21 protein-coding genes are annotated in these 20,606 nt (G+C 73.8%); 11 read left to right on the top strand and 10 right to left on the bottom strand.

Annotated features, from left to right (window positions below):
- Nucleotides 1-10: 10 nt before the first annotated feature.
- Nucleotides 11-2,053, bottom strand: a complete 2,043-nt coding sequence (locus ABEB17_RS06615) for an alpha/beta-hydrolase family protein (protein WP_345715890.1) — start codon at nt 2,051-2,053, stop codon at nt 11-13.
- 211 nt (nt 2,054-2,264) lie between these two features.
- On the opposite strand from ABEB17_RS06615, the gene ABEB17_RS06610 reads away from it, so the two are divergent.
- From ABEB17_RS06610 to ABEB17_RS06585, 6 genes are all read left to right on the top strand, one after another.
- Complete coding sequence (locus tag ABEB17_RS06610; RefSeq protein ID WP_345715889.1) at nt 2,265-3,536, top strand: sensor histidine kinase; 1,272 nt, start codon at nt 2,265-2,267, stop codon at nt 3,534-3,536.
- On the top strand, nt 3,533-4,204 hold the full coding sequence (locus ABEB17_RS06605) for a response regulator (RefSeq protein WP_345715888.1): 672 nt from the start codon (nt 3,533-3,535) through the stop codon (nt 4,202-4,204). Before ABEB17_RS06610 ends, ABEB17_RS06605 begins: the two co-directional genes overlap by 4 nt.
- A 125-nt stretch (nt 4,205-4,329) precedes the next feature.
- Complete coding sequence (sp36, locus tag ABEB17_RS06600; RefSeq protein WP_345715887.1) at nt 4,330-4,479, top strand: Sp36 family protein; 150 nt, start codon at nt 4,330-4,332, stop codon at nt 4,477-4,479.
- 2 nt (nt 4,480-4,481) lie between these two features.
- Nucleotides 4,482-4,964: a RidA family protein gene (locus ABEB17_RS06595; RefSeq protein WP_345715886.1), complete on the top strand. Its 483-nt coding sequence runs from the start codon at nt 4,482-4,484 to the stop codon at nt 4,962-4,964.
- Nucleotides 4,965-4,966: 2 nt separating this feature from the next.
- Nucleotides 4,967-5,845: an NUDIX hydrolase gene (locus ABEB17_RS06590; RefSeq protein WP_345715885.1), complete on the top strand. Its 879-nt coding sequence runs from the start codon at nt 4,967-4,969 to the stop codon at nt 5,843-5,845.
- The gene (locus ABEB17_RS06585) at nt 5,842-6,657 is read left to right on the top strand and encodes an MBL fold metallo-hydrolase (protein ID WP_345715884.1); all 816 of its coding nucleotides are present in this window, start codon (nt 5,842-5,844) and stop codon (nt 6,655-6,657) included. The genes ABEB17_RS06590 and ABEB17_RS06585 overlap by 4 nt, the downstream gene beginning before the upstream one ends.
- Here ABEB17_RS06585 and ABEB17_RS06580 read toward each other — a convergent pair.
- The 4 genes from ABEB17_RS06580 to ABEB17_RS06565 form a co-directional block, all read right to left on the bottom strand.
- A complete protein-coding gene (locus tag ABEB17_RS06580) occupies nt 6,641-7,558 on the bottom strand; it encodes an ABC transporter substrate-binding protein (RefSeq protein WP_345715883.1) in 918 nt (305 codons plus the stop codon). The genes ABEB17_RS06585 and ABEB17_RS06580 overlap by 17 nt on opposite strands.
- On the bottom strand, nt 7,555-9,537 hold the full coding sequence (locus ABEB17_RS06575) for a putative bifunctional diguanylate cyclase/phosphodiesterase (RefSeq protein WP_345715882.1): 1,983 nt from the start codon (nt 9,535-9,537) through the stop codon (nt 7,555-7,557). Before ABEB17_RS06575 ends, ABEB17_RS06580 begins: the two co-directional genes overlap by 4 nt.
- 88 nt (nt 9,538-9,625) lie before the next feature.
- A complete protein-coding gene (locus ABEB17_RS06570) occupies nt 9,626-10,303 on the bottom strand; it encodes a Crp/Fnr family transcriptional regulator (protein ID WP_345715881.1) in 678 nt (225 codons plus the stop codon).
- A gap of 92 nt (nt 10,304-10,395) precedes the next feature.
- The gene (locus ABEB17_RS06565) at nt 10,396-10,743 is read right to left on the bottom strand and encodes a hypothetical protein (protein WP_345715880.1); all 348 of its coding nucleotides are present in this window, start codon (nt 10,741-10,743) and stop codon (nt 10,396-10,398) included.
- Between the two features lie 163 nt (nt 10,744-10,906).
- On the opposite strand from ABEB17_RS06565, the gene nth reads away from it, so the two are divergent.
- Genes nth through ABEB17_RS06550 form a run of 3 tightly spaced genes read left to right on the top strand, consistent with a single transcriptional unit; the run spans nt 10,907 to nt 13,418 of the window.
- Entirely contained in the window at nt 10,907-11,575 is a 669-nt protein-coding gene (gene nth / locus ABEB17_RS06560; RefSeq protein WP_345716369.1) for an endonuclease III, read from the top strand.
- On the top strand, nt 11,572-12,231 hold the full coding sequence (locus ABEB17_RS06555) for an NUDIX hydrolase (RefSeq protein ID WP_345715879.1): 660 nt from the start codon (nt 11,572-11,574) through the stop codon (nt 12,229-12,231). Before nth ends, ABEB17_RS06555 begins: the two co-directional genes overlap by 4 nt.
- Nucleotides 12,228-13,418: a MarP family serine protease gene (locus ABEB17_RS06550; protein ID WP_345715878.1), complete on the top strand. Its 1,191-nt coding sequence runs from the start codon at nt 12,228-12,230 to the stop codon at nt 13,416-13,418. Before ABEB17_RS06555 ends, ABEB17_RS06550 begins: the two co-directional genes overlap by 4 nt.
- Before the next feature lie 113 nt (nt 13,419-13,531).
- On the opposite strand, the gene ABEB17_RS06545 is transcribed toward ABEB17_RS06550, so the two are convergent.
- The 4 genes from ABEB17_RS06545 to glpK form a co-directional block, all read right to left on the bottom strand.
- Nucleotides 13,532-14,458 carry an alpha/beta fold hydrolase gene (locus ABEB17_RS06545; RefSeq protein ID WP_345715877.1) on the bottom strand — a complete coding sequence of 309 codons (927 nt, stop codon included), beginning with the start codon at nt 14,456-14,458 and terminating at the stop codon, nt 13,532-13,534.
- Complete coding sequence (locus ABEB17_RS06540; RefSeq protein WP_345715876.1) at nt 14,455-14,916, bottom strand: phage holin family protein; 462 nt, start codon at nt 14,914-14,916, stop codon at nt 14,455-14,457. The genes ABEB17_RS06545 and ABEB17_RS06540 overlap by 4 nt, the downstream gene beginning before the upstream one ends.
- A gap of 61 nt (nt 14,917-14,977) precedes the next feature.
- Nucleotides 14,978-16,267 (bottom strand): Na+/H+ antiporter NhaA, encoded by a 1,290-nt coding sequence (nhaA, locus tag ABEB17_RS06535; RefSeq protein ID WP_345715875.1) that lies wholly within the window; start codon nt 16,265-16,267, stop codon nt 14,978-14,980.
- A complete protein-coding gene (glpK, locus tag ABEB17_RS06530; RefSeq protein WP_378227002.1) occupies nt 16,264-17,763 on the bottom strand; it encodes a glycerol kinase GlpK in 1,500 nt (499 codons plus the stop codon). The genes nhaA and glpK overlap by 4 nt, the downstream gene beginning before the upstream one ends.
- A 20-nt stretch (nt 17,764-17,783) precedes the next feature.
- Between glpK and ABEB17_RS06525 the strand changes: the two genes are divergently transcribed.
- Together ABEB17_RS06525 and ABEB17_RS06520 are read left to right on the top strand one after the other, a co-directional pair.
- Complete coding sequence (locus ABEB17_RS06525) at nt 17,784-19,517, top strand: glycerol-3-phosphate dehydrogenase/oxidase (RefSeq protein WP_345715873.1); 1,734 nt, start codon at nt 17,784-17,786, stop codon at nt 19,515-19,517.
- A 77-nt stretch (nt 19,518-19,594) separates the two neighbouring features.
- On the top strand, nt 19,595-19,831 hold the full coding sequence (locus tag ABEB17_RS06520) for a YtxH domain-containing protein (RefSeq protein ID WP_345715872.1): 237 nt from the start codon (nt 19,595-19,597) through the stop codon (nt 19,829-19,831).
- Here ABEB17_RS06520 and ABEB17_RS06515 read toward each other — a convergent pair.
- Complete coding sequence (locus tag ABEB17_RS06515) at nt 19,828-20,589, bottom strand: Clp protease N-terminal domain-containing protein (RefSeq protein WP_345715871.1); 762 nt, start codon at nt 20,587-20,589, stop codon at nt 19,828-19,830. The two genes, ABEB17_RS06520 and ABEB17_RS06515, sit on opposite strands and share 4 nt — an antisense overlap.
- Between the last annotated feature and the right edge of the window lie 17 nt (nt 20,590-20,606).

The raw sequence follows: 20,606 nt of genomic DNA, 5'->3' as shown, positions 1-20,606 counted from the left end.
TCCTGGCCGATCAGCCCACCGCCGCGAGGTCGCCGACCGCCGCCCGCACCTGCGGCAACCGGGCCGCCACCGGGCTGCCCGCCGCCGAGGGGTGCGCCGCCCGCACCCACGCGTCGACCATCTCGGTGGAGTACCGGTGGCCGTAGCCGTCCGGCGTCCAGTAGGCCGAGACGAGGTCGCCGACCCCCTGCCAGAAGCTGAACCCCGGCACCCACGGCCGGCTCCACTGCGCCGTGTCGCGCCACGCCAGCTCCGGGGACCAGGCCGCCACCGGGTCGTCGGCGTGCAGCAGCACCTGCTGGCTCGGGTCCGCCGACACCTGCTCGGCGCGCTCGCGGGCCGGCCCCGGCACGCCGACCCACAGCGCGGCGTCCGCCCGCCCGACCGGGGCGTGCAGCCCGGACAGCGCGCCCAGCGACTCGCCGAACAGCAGCACGTGGGGGCGGCGCTGGGCCGGCATCGCGTCGACCCGGGCCCGGACGGCGTCCAGTACCGCGGTCGCGGTCTGGCGCCCGGCCCCCCCGCCCTTCAGGTACGCGACCCAGCTCGGCACGTCGTCGTACTGCACGGCCACGGAGGCGATGTCGCCGCCGTACAGGTACTCCGCGGCGCCGACGCCCGCCGGGTCGACCCAGCCCGAGCCGGTCGGCATCAGCACCAGCACCGCGGCGCGGTCGAAGCCGCCGAGCTGGTCGAGCTGACGCACGGCCAGCCGCGCCCGGTCCTGCGGATCGGCGGCCGCGCCGAGCCCGACGTAGGTCCGGATCGGTTGCCGTGCAGGCTTCCCGGTCACCTGGCTGATCTGGTCGGCCGTGAGTCCGTGGGCCAGGTAGCGGCGTCCCTTGCTGCCGACGTCGATCCCGGCCGACGCGTCGCGCGGCGCCGCGAAGCCCACCGTCGAGCCGACCGCGAGCACCGGTACCAGCAGGGCGACCCGGACGCGGCGTGAGCGCCACGCGGCGCGGGCCGTCCACGCCAGGCCGCGGCCGGCCGCGACGAGCACCGTCCCGAGCGCGCCGGCGAGCCCGGCGGCCAGGGCGGTTTCGGCCAGGGACGGCGCCGCCTGGCCCATCCCGGTGAGCAGCTCGGCGCTGCGGGCGTGGCCGGCGACGACGCCCGCGGTGATGGCCGCCATCGCCAACGCCGTCGTGCCCCAGCGCTGCACGGTCGGGGGCAGCCGGTTCGGTCGCATCGTGCGCATCCGTGCCACGGCCCGACGGGCCAGCGCACCGACGGCGACCAGCTGGACGGCGACGACGGCCGACACCACGGCCTGCACGAGCAGGGGGCGGGGCAGGATCGTCGGGACCAGTGAGGCGCCGAGACCGATCGCGCCCAGCAGGGTGGGCAGGCCCACGGTGACCCGCCGAGCGGCGGCCCTGGCCAGCCGGGCGAGCACGGTCGCCGTGCGGACCCGCAGCCGCCGCCACCAGCCGAGCAGCAGGACCAGCGCGCCGGCCGACCCCGCCAGTCCCCAGTGCATAGGGGTCTCGATCGCGGGTACCCGGTAGAGCTGGCGCACGGAGTTGACGTCCACGGCGCCGGCGTAGACCGCCGCGGCCGCTGCGCAGGCCGGGCCGCCGCAGCGCTCGTTCAGGTGCCGGTCGAACGCCCGGTCCACGGCGGCGCGGGCCCAGGCGCCGAGCGGGTGGCCGGTCCGGTCGGCGTAGCGGAGCAGGTCGTAGCCGAGGTCGTGCTGGCGGCAGGCCGCGGAGAAGTCGTAGCGGGTGTCGCCGAACGGGGACGAGCAGCTCCCGCTCGCGCGCTCCAGCACGGTTCGGCCGCCGGCCCGCACGACGACGGGCCAGTAGCCCATCACCGCGCCGAAGTCCGCCGGTAGCAGCGCCGCGGTCGCCCGGGGGTCGCCGTCCCCGGTCAGCGACCGCACGGCCGCTGCCGCGGCGTCGGAGGTCTCGGAGGCGGTCGAGCGCGGCCGGCCGCCGGCCCAGGCCGCGGACCCGCTGACCGCCCCGAACACCAGGAGCGCCGCCAGCACCACCAGGATGCGTCGTCCGATCGGCGTACTCGTCCGCTGCTGCGTGCCCTCGCGCATCAGAGCGCCCCTTCCGCCGTCACAGCGGGTCGGCTGACCCGCGTCCGGCCGGACGGTAGGGACGAGATGGCCGCCGGGTCGTCGTCCGTGGGCGCCAGATCCGTTGTGCCACTGCGGTTCCACGCCGGACGAGCGGTAGGACCTGCGTAGGGGGTGGCAGATACCCCTCAGGTATGACGACCTGCTGCGCCGAAGTCCCTACGGTGGTCGGGTGAGGATTCCCCGACCCCATCCGCTGCGCCGGCTGCGCGCCGCACCGGCCGCGACGGCCCGCGGCTGGCAGCACGTCGAGTCGGCGCTGCTGCGCTGGAGCGAGCCCGCGGCGCTCAGCCCCGACCCGCGCCGCCGCCTGCGACTGACCCTGGCCGCCTGGACCGTCGCGGTCGCGCTGTCGGTCATCGCGTTCGGCACCAGCGGCGAGGTGTACGACGTCGACACCCTCGGCTACGGGCTGATGCCGTTCGTCGGGCTGCTGGCCGGGTTGCCGTTCGGGCTGGTGCTGACCCGGCCGACGCTGGGGCTGCTGATCAGCGAGGTCTCGGCGTTCGCGCTGGCCATCACGCTGCCGGTCGCGGACTCCGACCCGTGGACGTGGCTCACCGTGCAGTCGCTGGTGATCTTCGCGCTGCTGTTCGCGGTCGCGCTGCGCGAGCCGCTGCAGCGGGTGGTCGGGGCGTGGGCCGCGACGGTGCTGCTGTTCGCCTGGGGCTCGGCGCCGGACGTCCGGACCGGCTGGATGGTGGGCGTCACCATCATCGTGGTCGTCGGCCTGCTGGTCAGCCGGCTGGCGCGCACCAACCGGGCGCTGTCCCGGCAGACGGCGGTGAGCTCGGCCGAGACCCAGCGGCGGCTGGTGCTGGAGGAGCGCGCGCGGATCGCCCGCGACCTGCACGACATCGTCGCGCACCACATGTCGCTGGTCGTGGTGCAGGCCGAGACCGCGGGCTACCGCCACCCGGACCTGCCCGACGTCGCGCGCGAGGAGCTCGAGTCGATCAGCGCGTCCGCTCGGGCGGCGCTGGCTGAGACGCGGGCGCTGCTCGCGGTGCTGCGCAACGAGGACGACGAGGCCGAGCACGCCCCGCAGCCCGGGCTGGAGCTGCTGGCCGAGCTGGTGGAGGGGGCCCGTCGGGCCGGGCAGGACGTCGAGGCGGACGTCCGGCTGGGCGGGGACGCGCTGCGGCCCGGAACGTCCCTCGCCGCCTACCGGATCGTGCAGGAGTCGCTGGCGAACGCCGCCCGGCACGCTCCCGGGGCGGCGGTGCGCGTGGTGGTGGCGCGGGACGGGTCCGCGCTGCGGGTCTCGGTCGTCAACGACCGGCCGCCGGAGCCCGTCGCGGCCGACCTGGACCCCGACGGCGCCGGGCACGGCATCATCGGGATGCGCGAGCGCGCGGGGGCCGAGGGCGGTTCCCTGGACGCCGCGCCCTCCGCGGACGGCGGTTTCGTCGTCCGGGCCGAGCTGCCGTTGGGAGCGCCGTGACCGACTCGATCCGGGTGGTCGTCGTCGACGACCAGGCGATGGTGCGGCAGGGCTTCGCCGCGCTGCTGGCCGCGCAGGACGGGATCACCGTCGCCGGTGACGCGGCCGACGGTGAGGCCGCGGTGCGCGCGGTGCGCACCCACGACCCGGACGTCGTCCTGATGGACATCCGGATGCCCGTGCTGGACGGCATCGAGGCGACCCGGCGGATCATGGCCATGCCTGGCGACCGGCACCCCAAGGTGCTGGTGTTGACCACGTTCGACCTCGATGACTACGTGTTCGAGGCGTTGCGGGCGGGGGCGAGCGGGTTCCTGCTCAAGGACGCCCGGGCGGACGAGCTGGTGCAGGCGGTGCGGGTGGTGGCCGCCGGCGACGGCCTGCTGGCGCCCACGGTGACCCGCCGGCTGATCGCCGAGTTCGCGCGGCGGCCGGCGTCGTCGTCCGCCCGACCGACCCGGCTCAACGCGCTGACCCCACGCGAGACCGAGGTGCTCGAGCTCATCGCCGCGGGCCTGTCGAACGGCGAGATCGCCGACCGGCTGGTGCTGGCCGAGCAGACGGTGAAGACCCACGTCGGCCGGATCCTGACCAAGCTGGACCTGCGCGACCGCGCCCAGGCCGTCGTCCTGGCGTACGAGACGGGCCTGGTCCGCCCCTCCACGTGACGGCCCGTCCCTCCCCCCCGGTGATCACGCACGTTCACCCCAGCAAGCCCGGGGCGAACGTGCATGATCACCGCGGGGGGAGGGGGGCTGGGCGGCGGAGTGCGGGATGGGGGAGGATGCGGGCCATGGCCAAGTGGGAGTACGCGACCGTTCCGCTCATCGTGCACGCGACCAAGCAGATCCTCGACCAGTGGGGCGAGGACGGCTGGGAGCTCGTGCAGGTCGTCACCGGGGACCAGGGCAACCTGGTCGCCTACCTGAAGCGGGAGAAGTGACGATGTCGGACGCGCAGGGAGCCGTCGAGCAGCGACTGGCGGAGCTCGGCCTGACCGTGCCGGACGTCGCCCCGCCGGTCGCCGTCTACGTGCCCGCCGTCCGGGACGGCGCGCTGGTCTGGACGTCGGGACAGCTGCCCATGGTGGGTGGCCAGCTCGCCGCGACCGGCAAGGTGGGCGAGGGCGACGGGCTCGTGTCCCCCGAGGACGCCAAGGACCTCGCCCGCACCTGCGCGCTGAACGCGCTGGCCGCGGTGAAGTCGGCGATCGGCGACCTCGACCTGGTCGAGCGGGTCGTCAAGGTCGTCGGTTTCGTGGCCAGCGACCCGGCGTTCACCGGCCAGCCCGGTGTGGTCAACGGGGCCAGCGAGCTGCTCGGCCAGGCCTTCGGCGACGCCGGGATCCACGCCCGCAGCGCGGTGGGCGTCGCGGTCCTGCCGCTGGACGCCCCGGTCGAGGTGGAGATCACCGTCCGGGTGCGCTGAGCATGCGGCGATCGTTCGCCCTCACCTCGCGGATCGGGGACCACGCGGTCGCCTTCGCGGCCGTCGACGGTGCCGTCGAGCCGGCGGCCCCGCGCCGGGCCGCCACGGTCGTCCTGGTGCGCGACGCCGCAGCCGGACCGCAGGCGTTCCTCATGCGCCGGACGTCGACGATGGCGTTCGCCGCCTCCATGCACGTGTTCCCCGGTGGCGGGGTCGACCCGCGCGACTGCGACCCGGCCGTGCCCTGGAGCGGACCGCCGCTGAGCGCGTGGGCCGAGCGACTGGGCGTCGACGAGCCGGACGCCGCGGGGTTGGTCTGCGCCGCCGTCCGCGAGCTGTTCGAGGAGTGCGGCGTGCTGCTGGCGGGGGCGGGTCCGGACGACGTGGTCGCGGACCTCTCGGACGACAGCTGGGAGGCCGACCGGCTCGCCCTGCTGGACCGCAGCCTCGCGCTGTCCGAGCTGCTCACCCGGCGCTCACTGACCCTGCGTACTGACCTGCTGACCGCCTGGAGTCGTTGGTGCACACCGGTCTTCGAGCCGCGCCGGTACGACACCTGGTTCTTCGTCGCTGCCCTGCCGACCGGTCAGCGGGCCCGCGAGGTCGGTGGCGAGGCGGACCACGCCGAGTGGCTCGACGCCGGGACGGCAGCGACCGGTGGCGGTGACGGGACGCTCGCCATGATGCCGCCGACGCTCGTCACGCTCGAGGACGTCGCCCAGGCGCCGGACGTCGCGGCGCTGCTCGCCCGGCAGCGTCAGCTGAGCCTGGTGATGCCGTGGTTGGTGCGCACCGGCGACGGCCTGGCCATCGAGGTCGACCTGGACGGCGAGGGTGGCGGCCGGCCCGGCCCCGCCGGTGGGCTGGAGGACCGGCCGTGACCGGACTGCTCGGAACGCCCTCGGGTGACTGGCACGGCGGTGCGGCGTCGCCCCGCGCGCTGTGCGTGCTGGCGCCGAACCCTTCACCGATGACCCTGGACGGCACCAACACGTGGGTGCTGCACGAACCCGGCGCCTCGACCGCACTGGTGGTGGATCCCGGTCCGGACGACGAGGGCCACCTGCAGGCCGTCCTGACAGCCGTCCGATCGCGTGGCGCGCAGGTCGCGAAGGTGCTGCTCACCCACGCCCACCTGGACCACAGTGCCGGTGCTCGACGCTTCGCCGAGCTCAGCGACGCTCCGGTGCTGGCCCTGGACCCGTTGCAGCGCAGCGGGTCCGAGGGGTTGGGCGAGGGGGACGTCGTCCACGCCGATGACCTCGACGTGCAGGTCGTCGCCACCCCCGGGCACACGAGCGACTCGCTGTCGTTCCTGCTGCCGGCGGACAGTGCGGTGCTGACCGGCGACACCGTGCTGGGACGCGGGACCACCGTCGTCGCCCACCCGGACGGACGGCTCGAGGACTACCTGGAGTCGTTGCAGCGCCTGGGATCCCTGGCCGACTCAGGCGCCGTGCACACCGTGCTGCCCGGGCACGGGCCGGTCCTGGCCGACGCCGGTGCCGTCGTCCGGGCGTACCTCGCGCACCGGCAGAGCCGGCTGGCGCAGGTCAGCGCTGCGCTCGAGGCCGGGGACCGCACGCCTCGTGAGGTCGTCGAGCGGGTCTACGCGGACGTCGACCGGGCCCTGTGGCCGGCCGCCGAGCTGTCCGTGCGGGCCCAGCTGGAGTACCTCAGCGGCCGGAGTTGACCGTGACGTCGTCCATGGCGCCGCCGGCGACTCCCCAGTGGTCCAGGACGCCCAGGTAGGAGCCGTTGCGGTTCAACGCATCCAGCGCCCCGGCGATGGCGTCCCGGATCGCGGGCTGGTTCTTGTTGACCGCCATCCCGTACTGCCCCGGCTCGTACTGGTTCGTCGAGGCGAGCTGGTAGTGCGCCTTGGTGCGCGCGTCCGTGGTCAGGTAGGCGGCCGGTGCGAAGTCGTTCAGCACCGCGACGGCGCGGCCGGTGCGCAGCTGGACGAGGGCGTCCGAGTTGGTCGCGTACGTCGACAGCACGATCGGCACGCCGCCGCAGCTGCGCTGGGACCGCTTGACCAGGTCGACCTGGATCGTCCCCTTCTCCAGCGCGACCTTCTTGCCGCACAGGTCCTTCAGGTCCGTGACGCCCGACGGGTTGCCGCGCTGCACGACGATCGAGGTGCCGGCGCTCAGGTAGTTGACGAAGTCGACCTGCTTCTCGCGCTCGGCGGTGTCGGTCATCGCCGACATCCCGACGTCCAGCTGGCCGTTCTGGACCTCGGGGAGGATGTCCGTGAAGTCGGTCCGGATGAACTCCAGACGCACGCCGAGGACCTGGCCGATGGCGTAGCCCAGGTCGGGTTCCATGCCCACGATGGTGCGCCCGTCCGGACCGAAGAACGACATCGGCGCGTACGACGCGTCCGTGCCGACCCGCAGCACTCCGGCGTCCCGCACGGCCGCCGGCAGCAGGCTGTTCAGTGACCGGTCGAGGGTCGGCTTGACGTTCGAGCCGGCCGTCTTCGCGGTGGGCTGGCTCGTCCCGCAGGCGCTGGCGCACACGGCGACCAGGGCTGCGGCCACGGCCAGCACGGCGGTGCCGGTGCGCCGGCGGCGCGCGGTGGTGGTCATCGGGCAGACCTCTCGTCGGACGAACCGGCGGAGACCGGCTCCCTGTTCTGCAGTGCCGTGGCGACCTGGGTCCAGGGCGCCGGTCGCATCCACAGGAAGCCCTGCGCGCGGTCGCACCCGGCGTCCTGCAGCCAGTCGGCGACGTCCTGGGTCTCGACGCCCTCGGCGGTGACCATGCAGCCCAGGCTGTGGCCCAGTCCGATCACCGAGCCGACGATCGCCCGGTCCTGCTCGTTGTCCGACAGTCCGGCGACGAACGTGCGGTCGATCTTCACCTCGGACACGGCGAGCGAGCGCAGCTGGGACAGGCTGGTGTAGCCGATGCCGAAGTCGTCGACCGAGATCGAGAGCCCCTGGGCGGCCAGCGCGTGCACGACCTCGGCTGCGGCGTCGGCGTCGAACGCCAGTGCCGTCTCGGTGACCTCCAGGTGCAGCCGGTCCGGGTGGACGCCGGACTCGCTGACCAGGCCTCCTACGGTCCGGGCGAAGTCCAGGGAGGAGAGGTTGCGCGCCGAGATGTTCACCGCGACGGTCCAGTCCAGGCCCTGCGCCGTCCACTCCTGCTGGTCGCGCAGCGCGCGGCGCAGCACCCAGGTGGTGAGGGGCTCGATGAGGTCCGAGCGCTCGGCCACCGGCAGGAACTCCGACGGCGGCAGCAGGCCGCGCTCGGGGTGCTGCCAGCGCACCAGCGCCTCGACGCCGTGCACCTCGCCCGAGCCGAGCTCGAGCTTGGGCTGGTAGTGCAGGACGAGCTCGTCGCGCTCGAGCGCGTGCCGCAGCTCGGCCTGGACGACGAGCGAGTGGTTCGGGTGCTGGGCCGAGTCCGGCTCGTAGACGATCACGCCGGTCGGGCCGTGCTTGCCCTGGTACATGGCGGTGTCCGCGTGCTGGATCAGCGACTCCAGGTCGCCCGCGTCGTCCGGGTAGAAGCAGACGCCGAAGCTGGCGACCACGTGCAGGGACACGGTGCCGATGACGATCTCGCGAGCCAGCTCGGTGCGGATCCGGCCGAGCAGGGCCACCGTGGCGGCCCGGTCGGTGTTGCCGGGCAGCACCAGGCCGAACTCGTCGCCGCCTAGCCGCGCGACGGTGTCGTCGGTGCGCAGCTGGTCGCGCAGCCGCTGGGCGACCACCCGCAGCAGCTCGTCGCCGGCGTGGTGGCCGAGGGTGTCGTTGACTTCCTTGAAGTGGTCGAGGTCGACCAGCACCAGCGCGCCGCCGTCACCCTTGCGGCCACGGGCCAGCGCGGCCTCGGCCCGACGGCGGAACATCAGCCGGTTCGGCAGCCCGGTCAGGGCGTCGTGCAGGGCCTGGTGCTCGTGCGCGGCGGCGTGCCGGCGCAGCGCACGGGTGGTCCACCAGGAGATGAGGGCGAGCACGGCGTAGAGGACGACGAGGCCGCCGCCCACCTTCCACACGGTCCGCCGGCCGTCGGCCTCGACCGCCCGGGCGATCTCGCCGTAGGGCAGGTAGACCTCCAGGACGCCGGTCGCCTGGCCGCTGGAGGCGGCGACGATCGGCTGCAGCACCCGCACCGTCACGTCCGTGGCCTGCTCGGGGTCGTCGACCAGCCGGACGTCGACGTGTCCGTGCGCGGCGCGCTGGAACGCCTCGTCCTCGACGGGCACCGCGCCGTCCCGGGAGCCGTCGTCGGAGAACGGCACCGCCCCGTCGAAGCTGCGCAGCCGCAGCCGGGCCACGGAGCCGTTGAAGATGGCGAGGTCGGTGGCGGCCTGCAGCCGTTCCCGTTCGGCCCCGGTGAGTCCGGTGGACAGGTCGGCGCCGCTCAGCGCCGGGGCGACGGCCATCTCCTCGATGACCGCGGCCTGCGCGCGCCCCTGGTCACGACCGCGGGCCGCGCCCTGGTCCTGGTACCCGTGCAGCAGGGCCGCGCCGAGCACGGCGAGGGGGACGAAGCTGGCGATCGCGTAGACGACGAACAGGCGTGAGCCCGCGCGTTGACGCCGTCCGATCTGCATGACGACCTATCGGCAGCGCGACCGCGGACATGAACGATCTTCTCGAACGATCCAACGGTCGGCGCAGCGCACCGGCCGCCGCGCGTGGCTACCGCGCCCGGCGCTTCAACCGCTCGATGTCGAGCAGGACGACGGCCCGGGCCTCGAGCCGCAACCAGCCGCGGGTGGCGAAGTCGGCCAGCGCCTTGTTGACCGTCTCGCGGGAGGCGCCGACCAGCTGGGCCAGCTCCTCCTGGGTGAGCTCGTGCGCGACCAGGATGCCGTCGTCCGCGGGACGCCCGAAGCGGGTCGACAGGTCCAGCAGGGCCTTGGCGACGCGGCCGGGCACGTCGGTGAAGACGAGGTCGGCGAGGGTCTCGTTGGTGCGGCGCAGGCGACGGGCCAGCGCCCGGAGCAGGGTCTGGGCCACCTCGGGGTGCTGCAGCAGCCACGGTTCGAAGGCGTCGTTGCCCAAGCCGATCAGCCGGCTGTCGCCCACGGAGGTCGCGGTGGCCGTGCGAGGGCCGGGGTCGAACAGGCTGAGCTCGCCGAACATCTCGCCCGGCCCGAGGATCGCCAGCAGGTTCTCGCGGCCGTCGTTGCTGGTCCGGCCGAGCTTGATCTTGCCCTCGACGATGACGTACAGCTTGTCGCCCCGCTCACCCTCGTCGAAGAGGGTCTCGGAACGGCCCAGGGCGACCTCGACCATGGACTCCCGCAGCGAGGCGGCCGCCTGCTCGTCAAGCGCCGCGAACAGCGGTGCGCTGCGCACGATGTCGTCGTCCACGATCTCTCCTTCGCACGGCACGTAACGAAGGCAGTCTGCCTTACTGTGACGTGCGACACGAACCGCGGGCGGGTCGGGGCGGTGAGGGCTCGTCAGCCGGCCAGGCAGCGGGTCGGGTCGACGGCCAGCTGGGCGACCAGGGCGTCGGTCACGGCATCGAGCCGGGAGCGGGCGACGTCGGACTCGTCGTGCAGCGTGCGACTCGTCCGGGACAGCGCCTGCAGCAGCTCGGGGCCGGCGACCGTGCCGAGCTCGAGCGCCTCGCGCACCACGGGCTCCAGCCGGTCCACGCCCTCGGCCAGTCCGGTCATCCGTGCGACCTCGAGGTCGGACCGGGCGACGACCAGCCGGCGCAGCCAGGACAGGTTCGCCACGTGTTCGACGAGCAGCCGACGTTCACTTCGCAGGTCGTCGAGGGAGTGCAGGGATGGGTCGGTCACAGCAGGGTTCTCGTCGCCGGCTGGGCTCGCTTGAGCCGGGAGCGGCGGCACTCACCCTTCCGGATCATCGGACGGCGCTGTCAGCATCGCCACGTACGCTGGGTCCGTGCCTGCCGCCCTCGCCGACCCCTCGCCGGTCGCCCTGACCCGCCGGGCGCGGCGCATGTACCGCGACCTGCACGACCTGTACCCGTATGCCCACTGCGAGCTGGATTTCGAGTCGCCGCTGCAGCTCCTGGTGGCCACGGTGCTGTCGGCGCAGACCACCGACGTGATGGTGAACAAGGTCACACCGACCCTGTTCGCGCGGTACCCGGACGCCGCCGCGCTGGCCGGTGCGGACCGCGTCGAGATGGAGGAGCTGCTCAAGCCGACCGGCTTCTTCCGGGCCAAGACGAACTCCGTGATGAAGCTCGGCGCCGCCCTGGTCGAGCGGTTCGACGGTGAGGTGCCGCCGCGGCTGGCCGATCTGGTCACCTTGCCCGGAGTAGGTCGAAAGACCGCGAACGTGGTGCTGGGCAACGCTTTCGGCATCCCGGGCATCACCGTGGACACGCACTTCGGGCGACTCGTCCGCCGTTTCGGCTGGACGGCGGAGTCGGACCCCGTCAAGGTCGAGCACCAGGTGGGTGCCCTGTTCCCGCGCAAGGACTGGACGATGCTGTCCCACGTCCTGATCTTTCACGGCCGCCGGACCTGCCATGCCAAGAAGCCCGCCTGCGGCGCCTGCCCGATCGCGCGGCTCTGCCCCTCCTACGGCGACGGCGAGACCGACCCGGTCAAGGCGCGCAAGCTGCTCAAGTACGAGCGCGCCGCCGAGGCGTCGGCGTGAGCGCCGTCGTCCTCGCGGCGGACTGGCTCGAGCGGCTGGCCGCGGTGCCGGCGTCGGCGCGCCCCGAGGACCTGTCCCGGTTCCTGCCGCCGGAGGACGGGGGCCGCCCGTCCGCCGTCCTGATGCTGTTCGGCGTCGACGACGAGGGCCGCCCTGACGTCCTGCTCACCCAGCGCGCCGACTCGCTGCGCTCGCACCCCGGCCAGGTGTCGTTCCCGGGCGGCTCGCTCGACCCCACGGACGCTGGGCCGGCCGAGTGCGCCGTCCGTGAAGCGGTGGAGGAGACCGGCCTGCATGCCGACGGGGTGGAGGTGCTCGGTGAGCTGCCCGCCCTCTTCCTGCCGCCCAGCGGGTTCGTCGTCACGCCCGTGCTGGCGTACTGGCGGACGTCGTCCCCGGTGTCCGCGGTCGACGAGGCCGAGGTGGCGCGGGTGGTCCGGGTGCCCCTCGTCGAGCTGCTCGACCCGGCCAACCGGGTCACCACCCGGCACCCGAGCGGCTTTGTCGGCCCGGCCTTCACGGTGCGCGGCCTGTTCGTCTGGGGTTTCACGGCCGGCCTGCTCGCCCGGGTGCTCGCCCTCGCTGGGCTGGAGCACCCGTGGGACCGCCGGCGCGTCGTCGACCTGCCCCCGGACGTGCTGGCGCTGCTCCCGTGATCGACGTCCTCCTGGCGGTCGTGCTGATCGCCTACGCCTTCGCCGGGTACCGCCACGGCGCGCTCGTCGGGTTCTGCTCGCTGGCCGGCTTCGTCGGGGGCGCCGTCCTCGCGATGTGGGCGCTGCCGCAGCTGCTCGACCGGTCGTTCACGTCGGCGTCCCAGACCAGCCGGGCGCTGCTGCTGCTCGTCGGCGTCGTGCTCGCGGCGGTCCTCGGCCAGGCCGTGGGCTCGGCCATCGGCGCCCGCCTGCGCAACCAGGTGACGGCGGCGCCGGCCCGCAAGGTCGACTCCGCGCTCGGCGCGGTGGCCAGCGTGCTCGCTGTGGCACTGCTGGTGTCGCTGATCGCAGGGGCCGTTCGAGGCGGCCCGTCGGAGCAGCTGTCCCGGGCGGTCGGTCGCTCGCACATCGTCGCGGCGATCGACGGGGTGGTGCCGTCGCAGACCGGGCGGGTCTTCGCCGGCTTCCGGTCGCTGCTGGACGCCGAGGGCTTCCCCCGGGTGTTCGAGGGGCTCGGGCCGGAGCTGATCCGTCCGGTGCAGCCGCCGGACGCGACGGCTGGTCAGACGGCCGGCGTGCGTCGGGCGGCCCGCAGTGTCGTGAAGATCACCGGTGACGCCCAGGCGTGCTCGCGGTCGCAGGAGGGCAGCGGCTGGGTGCTGGCCGACGACGTGGTGGTGACCAACGCGCACGTGGTGGCCGGCGTCCGGCGTCCGACCGTGCAGGTCGGTGGGGTCGGGGCCCGGCGGCAGGCCACCGTCGTCGTGTTCGACCCGGTGCGCGACCTCGCCGTGCTCGACGTTCCCGGGCTGGATGCGCCGGCCTTGCCGCGGGGCGACGACCTGGATCGCGGCGCGACGGCTGTGGTGGCGGGCTTCCCGCTGAACGGTCCGTTCCGGCTGGACGCGGCCCGGGTGCGCGACGTGATCACCGCCCGCGGTGAGGACATCTACGGCCGGAAGACCTCGGTGCGCGAGGTCTACTCGCTCTACGCGCGGGTGCAGCCGGGCAACTCCGGCGGTCCGCTGCTGGACCCGCAGGGCCGCGTCGTCGGCACTGTCTTCGCCAAGAGCCTCGACGACGACCGCACCGGCTACGCGCTGACGATGAAGGAGTCCCGGGCCGTCCTGGCCCGCGGCCTGGTCGCGACCCGGCCGGTGTCGACGGGCGACTGCGCCGCCGGCTGAGAGGCCCGACCCGGCGCGCCCAGACCAGAGAACCGGGGCACCCGAGGGACCTCACGTGCCCCACTTCTCTGCATTCGACGGGACGCACTCATCTCGGGTGATCCGGGAGCAGCTCAGCTGCTGGGCAGGCGAGCCAGCCAGTCCAGCAGAGCCGCGTTGACCTCGGCCGGGCGCTCCTCGGGCAGGAAGTGTCCGGCGTCGTCGTCCTCGTGGTACTCGTAGCCGCCGGTCGCCCACTTCGCCGACCGCCGGGCCGTCTCGGCCAGGACGGCGGGGTCGCGGGCGCCCTGCAGGTGCAGGACCGGGACGTCGATGGGCCGGTCGATCCGCTCGACGAACGCCCGCCCGTCCCGGCGCCAGGTGGACCGCACCGCCCAGCGGTAGTACTCCATCGCCGAGTGAGCCACGAACGGCACGCGCATGGCGTCGGTGTACGCCGCCACGATGGCGTCGGCCTCCTCGCCGTGGCCTGGCCACGACGTGCCGGACCCCCTGCGCAGCAACGCCTCCACCGCGCCGGCGCGCACGAGCTGGCGCTCCGGGCGGATCGGCACCTGGAACCCCCACACGTAGCGGCTCGCGGCGGCCTGGCTGCGGTGCCCGCCGGCCCCGCGGCGCATCGCCACCGGGTGCGCCATCGAGATCGCCGCGACGGCCCGAGTCACCTCTGGTTCGAGTGCGGGCATCGACCAGCTGATCCAGCCGCCCCAGTCGTGCCCGACGACCACGGCGTCGGAGGCCCCGAGCGAGCGGATCACCGCGGCGACGTCCGTGGCCAAGTTGGGGGTGTCGTACCCGCGGGGCGGCTTGTCGGAGGCCCCGTAGCCGCGCAGGTCCATGGCCACCGCGCGATACCCGGCGTCGGCCAGTGCCGTCAGCTGGTGCCGCCAGCACCACCACATCTGCGGGAACCCGTGCAGCAGCAGGACGAGCGGCCCGGACCCGGCCTCCGCCACGTGGAACCGGGCCCCGTTGGCCGAGACGAACCGGTGCCGCCACGGACCGTCGTGCAGGACGTGCGTGGCGTCGACGCTGGTCACTCCGCTGGCGCGTCGGCGCCCTTGAGCGCCTCGACCGTCTCGCGCGTCGTCCGGATCGTGCGCTCGGGTGGCCCGACCCGACGCACCTTCGCGCGCCCGACGAGCACCAGCACCACCCCGACGAGCAGCAGCACGACGGCCACGATGAGGAACGCCAGCCACGGCGCGAGGCCGGCGGCGACCAGGCCGTAGGCGGCGGCGATCAGCAGCAGGATGAGGGCGAGGAAGGCGAAGACGGCCGCGACGACGAACATCGCGGCGCCGGTGGCGGCGGCCTGCACGTCGGCCTTGATCTCGGCCTTCGCCAGGGCCACCTCGGAGCGCAGGATCCGCGACAGGTCGTGCGAGGCATCGGCGACGAGCTGGCCGAGGCTGCGCTCGGCGGGCGGCTCGATCGGCAGCCCGTCGGGGAGAGCGTTCTTCAGCGCGTTCGCGGGCGTGGTCCCGGTGTCGCTCATGGCTGGTTCCTCCTGGGCGGTCGGTCCTGGCGCGAGCCTACGGGGTGGGCGGCCCCAGCGCTCAGCCGCGGCCGGGCTGGTAGACGTCCGGGACGCCGTCCCCGTCGTCGTCCCGGGAGTCTCGTTCGGCGATCGTGCGGTAGGCGCGCTCACGTCGACGCAGCACCACCGCGGCGAGCAGGGCGGCCAGCACCGAGGCGATCAGCACACCGAGCTTGACGTGCGCGTGCCGGGCCGGGTCGTCCTCGAACGCGAGCTCACCGACCAGGAGGCTCACGGTGAAGCCGATCCCGCCGAGCAGCGACAGCCCCAGGACGTCGCCCCAGGCCAGGTCGTCGTCCAGCTGCGCGCGGGTCAGCCGTGCGGTGAGGAACGTCCCACCGAAGACCCCGACGAGCTTGCCCGCGACCAGGGCGACGACGACGGCCCAGGTCACCCGGTCGCTGACGGCGTCCCCGAGGCCGCCGCCGACCAGCGTCACCCCCGAGGCCAGCAGGGCGAACACGGGCACGCAGAACCCGGCCGACAGGGGTCGGATCGCATGCTCCACGTGCTCGGCGCGGGAGTCGCTGTCGCCCTCGTGGGGTCGCACGGGGACGGTGAAGGCCAGCGCCATGCCGGCGACCGTCGCGTGCACGCCGGACGCATGCACCATCGTCCAGGTGGCCAGGCCAAGGGGCACGAGCAGCCACCACGGCGCGACCCGGCGTCGCGCCACCAGCCAGAAGGCGACGAGCGGCACCGCAGAGCCCAGCAGCAGCAACGGTTTCAGGTCGTCGGTGTAGAAGACGGCGATGATCGTGATGGCGATCAGGTCGTCGACGACGGCCAGGGTGAGCAGGAACGAGCGCAGCGCGGAGGGCAGGTGCGAGCCGAGCACCGCCAGCGCTGCGAGGGCGAACGCGATGTCCGTCGCCGTGGGCACGGCCCACCCACGCCCGGCTCCGTCGACGCCCGCCACGACGGCCAGGTAGAACAGGGCCGGGACGACCACCCCGCAGATCGCGGCGACGACGGGCAGGATCGCGCGCTGGACGTCGCTCAGGTCGCCGACCACCAGCTCCCGCTTGAGCTCGAGACCGGCCACCAGGAAGAACACGGCGAGCAGGCCGTCGGAGGCCCAGTGCGCCAACGAGATGTGCAGGTCCAGGGCCTCGGGGCCGATCTTGAACGTCTGCACGCGCAGGTAGCCGTCGCGCCACGGCGAGTTCGCCCAGACCATGGCGATGACGGCCGCCGCCAGCAGGAGCATGCCGCCGACCGTCTCGGCGCGCAGCGCGTCAGCGACGAACCGGGCCTCGGGCCAGCTGCTCGGTCGGGTCAGGAACCGTCGCGGAGCAGGCGAGCTCATGTCGTCTCCCAGTCCAGGGTGCGCTGGACGGCCTTCGCCCACTGGCCGAGCAGCCGCTGCCGCTCGTCGTCCGGCATCTGCGGCGTCCACCGCTTGTCCTCGGCCCAGTTGGCGACCAGCTCGGCGGCGCTGTCCCAGAACCCGACCGCGAGCCCGGCGGCGTACGCCGCGCCCAGCGCCGTGGTCTCGGCGACCACGGGCCGCACGACGTCGACGCCGAGCAGGTCGGCCTGGAACTGCATGAGCAGCTCGTTGGCCACCATCCCGCCGTCCACCTTGAGCTCACTGAGCTGCACGCCGGAGTCGGCGGCCATCGCCTCGATGACCTCCTGCGACTGGAACGCCGCGGCCTCCAGCGCCGCGCGGGCCAGGTGCCCGCGGTCGACGAAGCGGGTGAGGCCGACGATCGCGCCGCGGGCGTCCGAGCGCCAGTGCGGGGCGAAGAGCCCGCTGAACGCGGGGACGACGTACGCCCCGCCGTTGTCGTCCACGGTGCGCGCGAGCGGCTCGATCTCCTCCGCCGAGGCGATGAGCCCCAGGTTGTCGCGCAGCCACTGCACGAGTGACCCGGTGACGGCGACCGAGCCCTCGAGCGCGTAGACCGCGGGCTCGTCACCGATCCGGTAGCAGACGGTGGTGAGCAGCCCGTGCTCGCTGACGACCGGCTCGGTGCCGGTGTTGAGGAGCACGAAGTTGCCGGTGCCGTAGGTGTTCTTGGCCATGCCGGGCTCGAAGCAGACCTGGCCGAACGTGGCCGCGTGCTGGTCACCGAGGATGCCCGCGATCGGCACCCCGGCGAGCACGCCGCCCTCGCGGACGGTGCCGTACACCTCGGACGACGAGCGGATCTGCGGCAGCATCGCGAGCGGGACGCCGAGGTCGGCAGCGATCTCCTCGTCCCACGCCAAGGTGCGCAGGTCCATCAGCAGGGTGCGCGACGCGTTCGTCACGTCGGTGACGTGCAGCCCGCCGTCCGGGCCGCCGGTCATGTTCCAGACCAGCCACGAGTCCATCGTGCCGAACGCGAGCTCGCCGGCCTCGGCGCGCTGCCGGGCGCCGTCCACGTGGTCCAGGATCCAGGCGATCTTCGGTCCGGCGAAGTAGGTGGCCAGCGGCAGGCCGGTGCGCTCTCGGTAGCGGTCCGGGCCGCCGTCCTCGCCGAGCCGGCGGCAGATCGCCTCCGTGCGGGTGTCCTGCCAGACGATCGCCGGGTGGATGGGCTGGCCGGTCGTGCGGTCCCAGACGAGCGTCGTCTCGCGCTGGTTGGTGATGCCGACGGCCGCGATGTCGTGCGGCTTCAGGTCGGCCCGGGCGAGCGCGCCGGCGCAGACCTCGCGGGTGTTCTCCCAGATCTCCGTGGCGTCGTGCTCGACCCAGCCGGCGCGCGGCAGGATCTGCCGGTGCTCGAGCTGGTGGCCGGCGACCACCCGACCGCCGTGGTCGACGACGAGGCATCGCGTGCTCGTCGTTCCCTGGTCGATCGCCGCGACGTACATGAGCAGACCATAATCGAGTCATGGCCCCTGCTCTCGCGACGACCACGATGCGTCTTGGCCCGGCCGAGCGCCGGGAGGCCTGGGACGAGCTGGGAGCGCGCGAGCTCGACGTCCTGGTCGTCGGCGGTGGGGTCACCGGGGCCGGGGTGGCGCTGGACGCCGCCACCCGTGGCCTGCGCACCGGCCTGGTCGAGGCCCGGGACTTCGCCAGCGGGACGTCGTCCCGCTCGAGCAAGCTGTTCCACGGCGGGCTGCGGTACCTCGAGCAGCTGAACTTCCGGCTCGTGGCCGAGGCGTTGCGCGAGCGCGAGCTGATGCTGACCCGGATCGCGCCGCACCTGGTGCGTCCCGTGCCGTTCCTGTACCCGCTGTCGCACCGCGGCTGGGAACGCCCGTACGTCGCGGCCGGGCTGACCCTGTACGACCAGATGGGCGGTGCACGGTCGGTCCCGCGGCAGAAGCACCTGTCCAGATCCGGTGCGCTGAAACGCTTTCCGGGGCTGCGGCGGGACGCGCTGGTCGGTGCGGTGCAGTACTACGACGCCCAGGCGGACGACGCCCGGCACACGCTCACGGTGGCGCGCACGGCGTTCCACTACGGCGCGCAGGTGCGGTCGTCGACCGAGGTGGTCGAGCTGGTGCGCGAGGCCGACCGCGTGGTCGGCGCCGTCGTCCGGGACGTCGAGACCGGTGCCACGCAACGGATCCGGTCCAAGGTCGTGGTGAACGCGACCGGCGTGTGGACCGACGACCTGCAACGGATGTCCGGTGGCCGCGGGCGGTTCCGGGTGCGGGCCAGCAAGGGCGTGCACATCGTGGTCCCGCGTGACCGGATCGCCGGTGAGGTCGGCCTGATCCTGCGCACCGAGCGCAGCGTGCTGTTCGTCATCCCGTGGGGCCAGCACTGGATCGTCGGCACCACCGACACGGACTGGCAGTTCGACCTGGCGCACCCGGCGGCGACCTCCACCGACCTGGACTTCATCCTCGACACCGTCAACACCGTGCTGTCGATCCCGTTGTCCCGCAAGGACATCCTGGGCGTGTACGCCGGCCTGCGACCCCTGCTGGCCGGCGAGGACGAGGACTCCAGCCAGCTGTCCCGCGAGCACGCGGTGGCCCGCCCCCAGCCGGGGCTCATCTCGATCGCGGGCGGCAAGTACACGACGTACCGGGTGATGGCGGCCGATGCGGTGGACGCGGCCGCGGTCGACCTCGGCCCGCTGCGCCCGTCGGTGACGGAGCACGTGCCGCTGGTCGGCGCCGAGGGGTACGCCGCGATGGTGAACCTCGCTCCCGAGCTGGGCCGCGAGACGGGGCTGCCGCCGTGGCGGATCGAGCACCTGCTGGGTCGCTACGGCTCGCTGCTGGGCGAGGTGCTCTCGCTCGCGGACGACGACCCGACCCTGCTCGAGCCGGTGCCGGCCGCCCAGGAGTACCTGCGGGCCGAGCTGCGGTACGGCGCTACCCACGAGGGGGCGCTGCACCTGGACGACCTGCTGGCCCGGCGGACCCGGATGTCGATCGAGACCCGGCACCGCGGCGTGGACGCCGCCCGCGAGGCCGCCGAGCTGGTGGCCGACGTGCTCGGTTGGGACGAGAGCGCGATCGCGGCCGAGGTCGACAGCTACACCGAGCGGGTCGCGGCCGAGCGCCGCTCGCAGGACCTGCCCGACGACTCGGCCAGCGACTCCGCCCGGCGCGAGGCGCATGAGGTGCGGCCCGGCCTGCGGCAGGTCACGGCCACCCGCTGACTCTGCGCAGCGTCTGGGGGTGCGCAAAGGGCGGGTGGCTGGTGAGGTAGAGGTCGGACCAACGAGAGGAGCACGTCATGAAGGGCAAGCTGTTGCTGGCGACGGGGGTCGCCGTCGGGTACGTGCTGGGGTCCCGGTCCGGCCGCCGGAGCTACGAGGAGCTCAAGGGCCAGGCCAAGGACTTCTGGGACAGCCCCACCGTGCAGGAGCAGGTCGAGCAGGCCAAGGCCTTCGCCCGCGAGCAGGCGCCGGTGGTGCAGGAGCAGCTGACCGCGGCGGCCAAGCGGGCCGTGGACCGGGCGACCTCCTCCTAGGCCCCGCTGCCCCCGGCGGCCTCGTCCGCGTCCCTCGACCACGAGAGGGTGGCGAGGGTCGCGATCACGTTCTCCTCGGCGGCGGCCTTGTCGATGCCGAGCGTGCTGAGCGGGCCGTCGCCGTCCTCGTTCTCCAGCAGGGCCAGCAGGACGTGCTCGGTTCCGACGTAGTTGTGCCCGAGCCGCAGCGCCTCCCGGAACGTCAGCTCGAGGGCCTTCTTCGCGGTCACGTCGTAGGGAATGAGCACCGGGACGTCGTCGACGGCCGCGGGCAGGACGACCCGCACGGCCTCGCGTACCTGCTCCGTCGAGACGCCCTGGGCGACCACGGCCAGGACGCCGAGGCCCTCCGGCTCGGCCAGCAGGCCCAGGGTGAGGTGCGCCGCGCCGACCCGGTCGTTGCCCGCCCCCCGCGCCTCGTTCTGGGCTGCCGCCACCACGTTGCGCGCCCGGTCGGTGAACCGGGTGAACCCCTGGCTGGGGTCGAGGTCAGGTTCGCCGGACTCCTTGGGCACGAAGCGCTTCTGCGCCGCCTGCTTGGTGACGCCCATGCTGCGACCGATGTCGGTCCACGACGCACCGGAGCGGCGGGCCTGGTCCACGAAGTGGCCGATGAGGTGGTCGGCGACCTCGCCGAGGTGGTCGGCGGCCAGCACGGCGTCGGTCAGCTGGTCGAGGGCGTCGGAGTGGACCTTGGTGATGGCCTCGATCAGGTCGTCGAGGCGGATCTGGCCGGTCAGCGGCACGGAGCTCGTCATGCCGTCAACCCTAGGTT

This window comes from Angustibacter luteus, assembly GCF_039541115.1.
Taxonomy (GTDB): domain Bacteria; phylum Actinomycetota; class Actinomycetes; order Actinomycetales; family Angustibacteraceae; genus Angustibacter; species Angustibacter luteus.
The sequence above is the reverse complement of the archived record's forward strand: the minus strand, read 5'-3'. Positions and strand labels throughout refer to the sequence as shown.

Coding starts and splice junctions, on each gene's coding strand:
- ABEB17_RS06615 (WP_345715890.1), bottom strand. CDS start 2,053: ATGCGCGAGGGCACGCAGCAGCGGACGAGTACGCCGATCGGACGACGC.
- sp36 (WP_345715887.1), top strand. CDS start 4,330: ATGGCCAAGTGGGAGTACGCGACCGTTCCGCTCATCGTGCACGCGACC.
- ABEB17_RS06595 (WP_345715886.1), top strand. CDS start 4,482: ATGTCGGACGCGCAGGGAGCCGTCGAGCAGCGACTGGCGGAGCTCGGC.
- ABEB17_RS06590 (WP_345715885.1), top strand. CDS start 4,967: ATGCGGCGATCGTTCGCCCTCACCTCGCGGATCGGGGACCACGCGGTC.
- ABEB17_RS06580 (WP_345715883.1), bottom strand. CDS start 7,558: ATGACCACCACCGCGCGCCGCCGGCGCACCGGCACCGCCGTGCTGGCC.
- ABEB17_RS06575 (WP_345715882.1), bottom strand. CDS start 9,537: ATGCAGATCGGACGGCGTCAACGCGCGGGCTCACGCCTGTTCGTCGTC.
- nth (WP_345716369.1), top strand. CDS start 10,907: ATGTACCGCGACCTGCACGACCTGTACCCGTATGCCCACTGCGAGCTG.
- ABEB17_RS06540 (WP_345715876.1), bottom strand. CDS start 14,916: ATGAGCGACACCGGGACCACGCCCGCGAACGCGCTGAAGAACGCTCTC.
- nhaA (WP_345715875.1), bottom strand. CDS start 16,267: ATGAGCTCGCCTGCTCCGCGACGGTTCCTGACCCGACCGAGCAGCTGG.
- glpK (WP_378227002.1), bottom strand. CDS start 17,763: ATGTACGTCGCGGCGATCGACCAGGGAACGACGAGCACGCGATGCCTC.
- ABEB17_RS06525 (WP_345715873.1), top strand. CDS start 17,784: ATGGCCCCTGCTCTCGCGACGACCACGATGCGTCTTGGCCCGGCCGAG.
- ABEB17_RS06520 (WP_345715872.1), top strand. CDS start 19,595: ATGAAGGGCAAGCTGTTGCTGGCGACGGGGGTCGCCGTCGGGTACGTG.
- ABEB17_RS06515 (WP_345715871.1), bottom strand. CDS start 20,589: ATGACGAGCTCCGTGCCGCTGACCGGCCAGATCCGCCTCGACGACCTG.